An 8,688-nucleotide genomic window follows, 5' to 3' on the forward strand; every position below is an offset into this window, starting at 1 on the left:
GGCAATCAGGGACCAATCGACAGCGTGGGGTGTCGATGAGCATCACTGCCTATCAGGCGAAGTACTACGCCCACGAGCTCCAGCGCTCCTACGCGAACGATCATGTCGGCAAGCTTGCTGGCCTTCTCTTTGACGCACAAGTTGAACCGAAGCCACATCAAATAGATGCGGCACTGTTTGCGTTGCAGACACCGTACCTGGCCGGAGTGGTTCTTGCCGATGAGGTGGGCCTCGGAAAGACAATTGAGGCGGGCATCGTCATCACGCAGTATTGGGCTGAACGCAAGCGACGTATCCTCATCATTTCGCCCTCAAGCCTTCGTCAACAGTGGCAGCAAGAGCTCTACGAGAAGTTCCTGATTCCGAGTCAACTACTCGACCCAAAGCTCAAGGACCAACAGCTCGCGCGCACCGCGCAACGCGGTGCCGAAGTGCTGATCTGCTCGTATGAGTTTGCATTACGTCATGAGGCTAGCCTGCTGCGCCAGTGGGACCTGGTGGTGTGCGATGAGGCCCATCGTCTGCGCAACTTCTACACCGGACGCAACAAGGCTCCGGAGGCAATCAGCCACATCGTTCGTGAAGCTCACAAGACACTGCTGCTGACCGCGACGCCGCTGCAGAACCGCCTAGAGGAACTCTATGGCCTTGTCAGCGTTTTCGATCCCGACTACTTCTATTCACTCGATGCCTTTCGTGAGCGGTACGTCAAGGCCAAAGGCATTGGAGACAATGACGATCTAGTTGATCGCGTGGCAGCCATCAGCAAGCGCACGTTGCGACGGGACGCCGACAAGTACATCCACTTCACCAAGCGCCTGCCGCTCACCGTGGAGTTCATGCCGAGTCCCGAGGAGATCCGACTCTACGACAGGGTCAACGACTATCTGCAGCGCGAGGATCTGTTTGCCTTCGGCAACTCCCAGAGGCACTTGACAACGTTGATTATCCGAAAGCGCCTCGGCTCATCGACCTACGCCGTTTCCAGTACGTTGGGGAAGATCGCTGACAGGCTCCAAGCGGAGCTAGACGCGGGCGTCCGTCGCGACAGTCGTGGTGGCCTGATTGCGGCCGACCTCATTGACGACGACCTCCCGGATGAGGTGCTTGAGGAGCTCGAAGATGGTGGCGAACCCGCCTCCGAGCGGACCCAGTTCGGCCCCGGCTCCGGTGCGCGTCTCGATGATGAAACACTCGAAGCCATGCGTGCCGAGGTCGCCGAGCTTCGCAGCTACGCCGATATGGCTCGCGCCATCACGGTGAATCAGAAGGCCGTGAAGCTCAACGAAGCTCTCGACAAAGGCTTCGAACGTCTGCGTGAACTTGGCGCACCCGAGAAGGCGATCATCTTCACGGATTCAACCAAGACCCAGGAGTACATTGCCCGTTCGCTCGGTGAGGCCGGTCGGGCCAAGGGATTGGTCCTGTTCAACGGCTCCAACAACTCATCCGAGAGCAACCAGATCTACAGGGACTGGCTTGAAGCCAACAAGGATGGCGACGTCATAACCGGCATTCCGGCTGCCGATCGCCGCAAGGCTCTCGTGGACTACTTCCGCGACCACGGCACCGTCATGATCGCCACCGAGGCCGCAGCCGAAGGTATCAACCTGCAGTTCTGCTCCATGGTCGTGAACTACGACCTGCCGTGGAACCCGCAACGGGTCGAACAGCGCATTGGACGTGCTCACCGCTACGGACAGAAGTTCGACGTGGTCGTGGTCAACTTCTCAAACAAGGGCAATGTAGCCGAGGCACGCATCCTCGAACTGCTGGCGACCAAGTTCCACCTGTTTGAGTCCGTCTTTGGTGCCAGCGATGAAGTGCTTGGTGCTATCGAGGACGGTTTCGATTTCGAGAAGACGATCAACAGCATCCTCAGTACTTCTCGAAGTGACGCTGATATCGACAAAGCGTTCAGGGCACTGGAGGAGCAGTACGCCACCGAGATCACGGCTGAAATGGCTGCCGCCAAAGCCAAGGTGTTCGACAACCTTGACCCGAACGTGCAAGACCGCCTGAAAGCATATGACTCGCAGTCCGGCGAGGTTCTCAACAAGTTCGAGCGCCTGCTGCTATCAGTGACCAAGTTGCAGCTCGAACCTTTCGCGACATTTGAGGGCGATGGTCGCCGCTTCGTTCTGAATAGAGCCCCAGTCAAGAATGCGAAGACCGGCCGCTACTACTTCAAGTCAGAGCCGCTCGACAACGCCCACCAGTACCGTTTCGACAGTGACCTTGCTCGCTATGTCGTGGAGTCATCCAAGGAGGCCGAAACCCCAAGCAGGGAACTCACTTTCAGCCTCGGCGAGTCCTCGCGTATTAGTACTGCCGTGAAGGAGCTTCAGGGCAAGTCTGGTGAGCTAACGGTCAAGCTTGTCACCTTCTCTATGAAGGCGAAGAACGATGACATTAGTGAGTCCTACATGCTTGCTGGGGGCCTGACCGACGATGGCCAGTGGCTCGATCATGAATACGTCGCCGATTTGCTGGACTTGGCTTGTGTAGATGAGGGGCCGGAAGTCACTGTCGATGACTCGAGGTTTGATAGTCATCTGTCAGAGCGTCGCTCGCACTTGGAGAAGGAAGTCCAGGGCCGCAACTCCCGCTATTACGACCAGCAAGAGGAGCTCCTCTACCGCAATCAACAGGACCGACGAGCTGAGTCCGAGGGCAAGATTCGCGAGTACAAGGCCAAGGAGAAGGAGGCCCGCAGAGCCGCCAGGGCCACCGATGATCCAATGGAACAGCTAAAGTTCAAGAAGGATGCACGCCGCTGGTCAGAGCGTGCGGAGGAAGAAGACGAAGAGGCACGCCTGGCTCGCAAGAAGATGCGTGAAGAAGCGGACCACTATCTCGAGTTGATTGAGCAAGCGCTCAAGGGAACTCAGGAGGTCGAGCACCTATTTGCCATCCGATGGAAGGTGGTCTCCTGATGAGCGCACTGGTCGAATATACAATTATTGGTAATATGAATAGAGGAAACATTCAATGAGCAACGACGATTCACAGGACATCTACGAAACACCAAGCACAACACCAAGCTTCCAAACGGAGCTCGCGGCACAACTCTCGGAGTTGATTCCTGAGGCCATTGCCGATGGCAAAGTCGACGTCGAAAAGCTCAAGGAGCTCTTGGGGGACGATGCGGGTGACGACCGCGAGCGCTTCGGCATGTTCTGGCCCGGAAAGAAGCGAGCTTTGCGTGCCGCGCAGGAGCCGACTACAGCAACCTTGAAGCCCGACTTCGAGAACTCGAAGGACTGGGACACCACCAAGAATCTGTTCATCGAGGGCGATAACCTCGAGGTGCTCAAGATTCTGCAGAAGCACTATCACGGCAAGGTCAAGCTGATCTACATCGATCCGCCCTACAACACGGGCAACGACTTCGTTTACCCTGACAACTTCAAGGAGGGGTTGGACACCTACCTCGAATGGACTCGGCAGGTCAATGAGGAGGGTAAGAAGGTCAGCACCAACAGCGAGACCGAGGGTCGCTACCACTCAAACTGGCTCAACATGATGTATCCGCGCCTCAAGCTTGCGCGGAACCTGTTGACCGAGGACGGTGTCCTGTTCATCTCGATTGACCAGCACGAGCACGCTGCACTGCTGCGTCTGTGTGCAGAGGTTTTCGGTGAGAGCAACTTGCTCGGCTCAGTCTCCGTGGTCAACAACCTCAAGGGTCGCTCTGATGACCAGTACTTCGCTACGGCGAATGAATTCTTGGTCGCCTGTGCACGAAACAACGAGGGTGCGACCATCTATGGATTCGCAACAGCGGAGGACTATCAAGCCGAGTTCAAGCATTCAGATGAGATTAGCAACTACAAAGAGGTCGGGCTTCGCAAGACCGGTAAGAACTCACGAAGGATTGACCGCCCGAACATGTACTACCCGATCTACTACTGTCCGAGTTCTTCGGAATTCAGCCTCGAGCCAAGTACTGGCGCAATTGAAATCTTCCCGGTTGACTCAGCAGGAGTGGAAGGTCGGTGGCGTTGGAGCAGGGACACCTTTCAGAAGAACAAGGATACCGAGCTTGTAGCTAGAGAAGTCAACGGCAAGTGGAATGTCTATGTGAAGATGCGTGATGTCGTTGATGGCGAGGCGAGGACGGTCCGGCCTAAGACAGTCTGGATTGACCCGAAGTATGATACGGCAGGCGGAGCGCGTGCAGTAAAGGCGCTCTTCGATGGACAGAACTACTTCGACAACCCGAAGCCCGTTGATTTCATCCGTGATGTGTTGGCCATCGGGGCTCGCAAGGACTCGATCATCCTCGACTTCTTTGCTGGCTCCGGCACGACGGCACAAGCGGTCTTGAAGCAGAACGCAGCCGATGGTGGCAGCCGCAGTTTCGTGTTGGTTCAGCTGCCTGAACCAACACCCGAAGAGTCCGATGCTCGCAACGCGGGGTATGACACGATTTCCGCACTGACGATTGAGCGGATCAGGCGTGCTGGTGAGGAAGTTCACGGGTCGCTCCAGGGCCAGACTGTTGATGTCGGATTTCGCACGTTCACCCTCAGTGACACCAACTTCTCGAAGTGGCGCGTGGCAAGCGATGCGGACGCAAGTACGCTCGAGCAGCACTTGCTCGATTTGCGCGACAACGCTGCTGACGATGCAACACCGGATGCCTTGTTGACCGAGATTCTACTGAAGCAGGGGTACTCTCTCTCCGAGCAGATTGACGAGATCGAAGTCTCAGGCTTGAAGCTGAAGACCGTTGGTGGGGGACTTCTGCTCGCATACCTGGACGAGCGCACCAAGCCGACGCTGAATCAACTGCGCTCTGTGCTGGCGGAGAAGCCAGCACGCCTCGTTATCCTCGAAGACGCATTCCAAGGCGACGATGAGCTAAAGACCAACTTGGTCCAAGAATGCAGGTCACATAGCGTGGAACTCTGGACGGCCTGACGATGGAATTCAAGTTTGATGCTCACCAGGAGTTCCAGCAGGACGCAATCGCTGCCGTGGTCGATCTGTTTGAGGGTCAGCTGGCCGACGCCGCATCGTTGTCGACGAAGCTCCAGGGCGCGGTTCCCGACGCTGGCGATCAGATGATCGCCTTTGACATGGTTAGCGAAGTTGGCGCGGTTGGGAACAACCTGCTGCTCGACGACGCGACAATACTGCAGAACCTGCAGACCGTGCAGGATCGAAACGGCCTCGAGGTAGTGAGCGAGCTGGCTGGGGGTTCGCTGGACTTTGACATCGAGATGGAGACCGGCACCGGCAAGACGTATGTGTATCTGCGTACCATCTTCGAGCTGGCCAAGAACTACAGCTTCACCAAGTTCATCATCCTCGTGCCGAGCGTGGCCATCCGTGAGGGCGTGACCACCAGTATCAAGCTAATGACTAAGCACTTCCAAGATCTCTACGCCACGCCGTTCGACTCGTTCGTCTACAGCGGCAGCACGCCGGAAGAAGTGCAGTCGTTCGCCACTTCCACGAGCGTGCAGATCATGGTCATGACCATCGACTCGTTGCGGGGCGACAAGAACACCCGCGTCATCCACCAGACTCGTGACAAGCTTAACGGGCTGCGCCCAATTGACTATCTGAAGGCCACACATCCAGTGGTCATTATGGACGAGCCACAGAACATGGAGTCGTTGCTTAGCCAGTCTGCAGTGGGTGAGCTGAATCCGCTTTGCACCCTGCGCTACTCGGCAACCCATCGCAAGACGCGCAACGTCGTCTATCGCCTCGACCCGGTTGACGCCCACGATCTCGGCTTGGTCAAGCAGATTGTGGTGGCGGAGGCGCTGCAGCAGGGCGCCGATGCAGCACCGTATGTGAAGCTCCAGTCAGTTCGTAATGACAAAGGCTTTCTAGCATGTATGGAACTGGCGGTGCGCAAAGCATCGGACGGCACAATCCAGCGGAAGACGGTGTACGTCAAAAACGGCCAAGACCTCGCTCTGGTCACTGACAACTCTGCCTATGAGGGTTGGTTGGTCAACGAGTTGAGTATCGAACCCGAGTCAGTCGAGCTGTTCCCGCACGGGTGGCTTCAGGCAGGTGAGACCATCGGCGGCTCCAACGATTCCATTTACCGCGAGATGATCCGTGAGACCATCCGTGAGCATCTGCGTAAGGAGACGATGCTACGACCTCACGGGATCAAGGTGCTGAGCTTGTTCTTTGTCGACAAGGTCGCAAGTTTCCTTGGAGAGGGCTACAACAACGACACTGCTGACGGGCAGTTCGTCACTTGGTTCGACGAGCTGTTCATCGAGGAGCGCTCCAGGAGTCAGCAATGGTCGCAATCACTGCCTCTTGATCCAGTCGATTACCGGCGCGCCTACTTCTCGGCCATTAGGGGGAGGAAGGGTCAGCACGATACCTTTAAGGACACAACCGGCACATCGAAGGCTGATGATGACGCCTACGATTTGATAATGCGTGACAAAGCACGACTCCTCGACGAGAACGAGCCGGTGCGATTCATCTTCAGCCACTCGGCGCTGCGTGAAGGCTGGGACAATCCGAACGTCTTTCAGATCTGTGCTCTACGTGAGATGGGCGAAGCGACGGAGCGTCGCCAAACGATCGGACGCGGACTGCGGCTGCCGGTCAGCCAGGCAGGAGAGCGGGTACCAGACAAGGGCATCGCTCAACTCACCGTCGTTGCGAATGAGTCCTATCGAGAATTCGCCGATAGCTTACAGAAGGAGTATCGGGACTCCGGCGTCAGTATCGGCCTGGTGCGCCCTGGTGAGTTCGCGAAGATCCCGACAATCGACGAAGTTACCGGCGACGAGAAACGGCTCGGCTTCCAGGGCTCCAAACTGATCTGGGACGAACTGGTCGAACGCAGCTTCATTGACAAGGAAGGCAGAGTCACCGCCAACTTCCGTCCCGAGACACTCGGGTTCACACTTGGCCCGGTGCCGGAGTTCTTCTGGCCCCAAGACGACATAATCGATGTGATGCTCAACTGTCGCATCGAGCGCATAGTCAAGACTCGGCGCGAGCGTGTCGCTCGCAAGCTCAACAAGGAGATCTACTCAACGCCGTGGTTCGAGGACTTTTGGCGCACGATTTCGCAGAAGACCACCTATCGAGTGGCCCTTAATCGTGAGGAAGTCATCGACAACGCAGTCAACAGAATCAAGGCTGAGCAGCCCATCTTGCCGCTTCGAGTTCAGGTCACCCGTGCAGGCGTAAAGCTGGTGCGGGGCGGCACCAAGACCTCCGAGACTGCAACTCGTTCTGCTGAGCTGACTGGCGCCTATCAACTTCCCGACATCCTCAGCGAGCTGCAGGAAGCTACATCCCTTACGCGTCGGACCTTGATTGACGTGTTGACGCGCTCTGGCAAGCTGAGCGAGTTTATCGGCAATCCCAATGACTTCATTGCAATGGTGAAGCGAAACCTCCAGAACGTGGTGGCCGCTGCCGTTCAGGAAGGCATTCAGTACGAGAAGATCGGCGGCTACGTCTACGAGTTGCGTGAACTGCAGGCCGATGGTGCTGAGGCACGTGACCTCTTTCTCGATCGCGTCTACAAGGTCGAGAACACCGGCAAGACCGACTTCGACTACATCCAGATCGACTCAGACGGTGCGGACGCCCCTGAGCGCCAGTTCGCGGAGAAGCTGGACTCACGTGAAGACGTCAAGTTCTTCATGAAGCTGCCCGACAAGTTCAAGATCGACACGCCCGTCGGGCCGTACAACCCAGACTGGGCAATCATCAAGCAGGATGAGGATGGCGTGGATCGCATCTACATGATCCGCGAGACCAAGAGCACGCTGGATGAGTCCAAGCGTCGCCCGACTGAGAACGCCAAGATCAAAGCCGCGACTGAGCACTTCAAGCAGCTGGGCATCGGCACTGATACCGTCCCGGGCTACGCTGTCAGCGTCCCTGGCAATTGGAGCTTGTAATGCGCGCAGTAGAGGTCCAGATTCACAACTTCCGGAGCGTCCACGACGCGACGATTCGCCTTGAGCCACTCTCGCTAATCGCGGGAGCCAACAATGCAGGCAAGAGCAACATCATAGATGCCATCCGGCTGTTCTATGGGGACCTGAAGTGGGATGAGGGACGTGATGCCCCGAAGGTAGAGGCGAGCGATTCAGAAGCATGGGTTGAGATCGAGTTTCAGCCGACTGCGGATGAGCTCGCGCAACTGAAGGATGATTACAGGAGTGCAGAAGGCACCTTCCGCGTCCGGAACTACGTCAGCCCCTCGAGCGGAGCAGATGGCAAGGTTCGCGCGGGGTACTACGCCTACGAAGACGACAAGTTGTCCGACAACTTGTTCTACGGTGCGAAGAATGTGGGGTCTGGCAAGGTCGGACACATCGTCTACATTCCCGCTGTCAGCAAGGTCGATGACAACACAAAGCTCACCGGCCCTTCTGCGCTACGAGAACTCGTAGCGGAGGTTCTCAACAAGGTGGTCGCCGACAGCCCCGCATACCTAGAGCTTACCAAGGCGTTCGGCGCCTTTGAAGGCTCGATTAGGACGCAGACCTGTGCTGACGGGCAGTCGCTTAAGTCTCTTGAGAAGGAAGTAACCGACGAGATTGCTAATTGGGAAGCGTCTTTTTCGCTTGCAGTTCAGAACATTCAGCCGGAGGAGATCCTGAAGACACTCATTAAGCCGCAGTTCATCGACGAGACGCACGGCGGGGAGATAGATCAGGCGCGTTTTGGTGCGGG

4 protein-coding genes are annotated in these 8,688 nt (G+C 56.9%); all 4 read left to right on the forward strand.

The genetic code is table 11. The annotated features are described in order from the left end of the window. The first annotated feature begins 35 nt into the window (after positions 1-35). On the forward strand, positions 36-2,936 hold the full coding sequence (locus KGZ40_08170; protein ID MBS3957484.1) for a DEAD/DEAH box helicase family protein: 2,901 nt from the start codon (positions 36-38) through the stop codon (positions 2,934-2,936). Between the two features lie 55 nt (positions 2,937-2,991). Next, entirely contained in the window at positions 2,992-4,926 is a 1,935-nt protein-coding gene (locus KGZ40_08175; protein ID MBS3957485.1) for a site-specific DNA-methyltransferase, read from the forward strand. Between the two features lie 2 nt (positions 4,927-4,928). After that, the gene (locus tag KGZ40_08180; protein MBS3957486.1) at positions 4,929-7,907 is read left to right on the forward strand and encodes a DEAD/DEAH box helicase family protein; all 2,979 of its coding nucleotides are present in this window, start codon (positions 4,929-4,931) and stop codon (positions 7,905-7,907) included. Beyond that, the coding region (locus tag KGZ40_08185) for an AAA family ATPase (GenBank protein MBS3957487.1) at positions 7,907-8,688 on the forward strand (782 nt) is incomplete at its 3' end. The genes KGZ40_08180 and KGZ40_08185, both read left to right, overlap by 1 nt.

It is taken from the genome of Clostridiales bacterium, from assembly GCA_018333995.1.
In the GTDB taxonomy this organism is placed as follows: domain Bacteria; phylum Actinomycetota; class Coriobacteriia; order Anaerosomatales; family SLCP01; genus JAGXSG01.

Bases quoted from the DNA above. Each gene is read 5' to 3' on its own strand.
- KGZ40_08175 (MBS3957485.1), top strand. From the start codon at position 2,992: ATGAGCAACGACGATTCACAGGACATCTACGAAACACCAAGCACAACA.
- KGZ40_08180 (MBS3957486.1), top strand. From the start codon at position 4,929: ATGGAATTCAAGTTTGATGCTCACCAGGAGTTCCAGCAGGACGCAATC.
- KGZ40_08170 (MBS3957484.1), top strand. From the start codon at position 36: ATGAGCATCACTGCCTATCAGGCGAAGTACTACGCCCACGAGCTCCAG.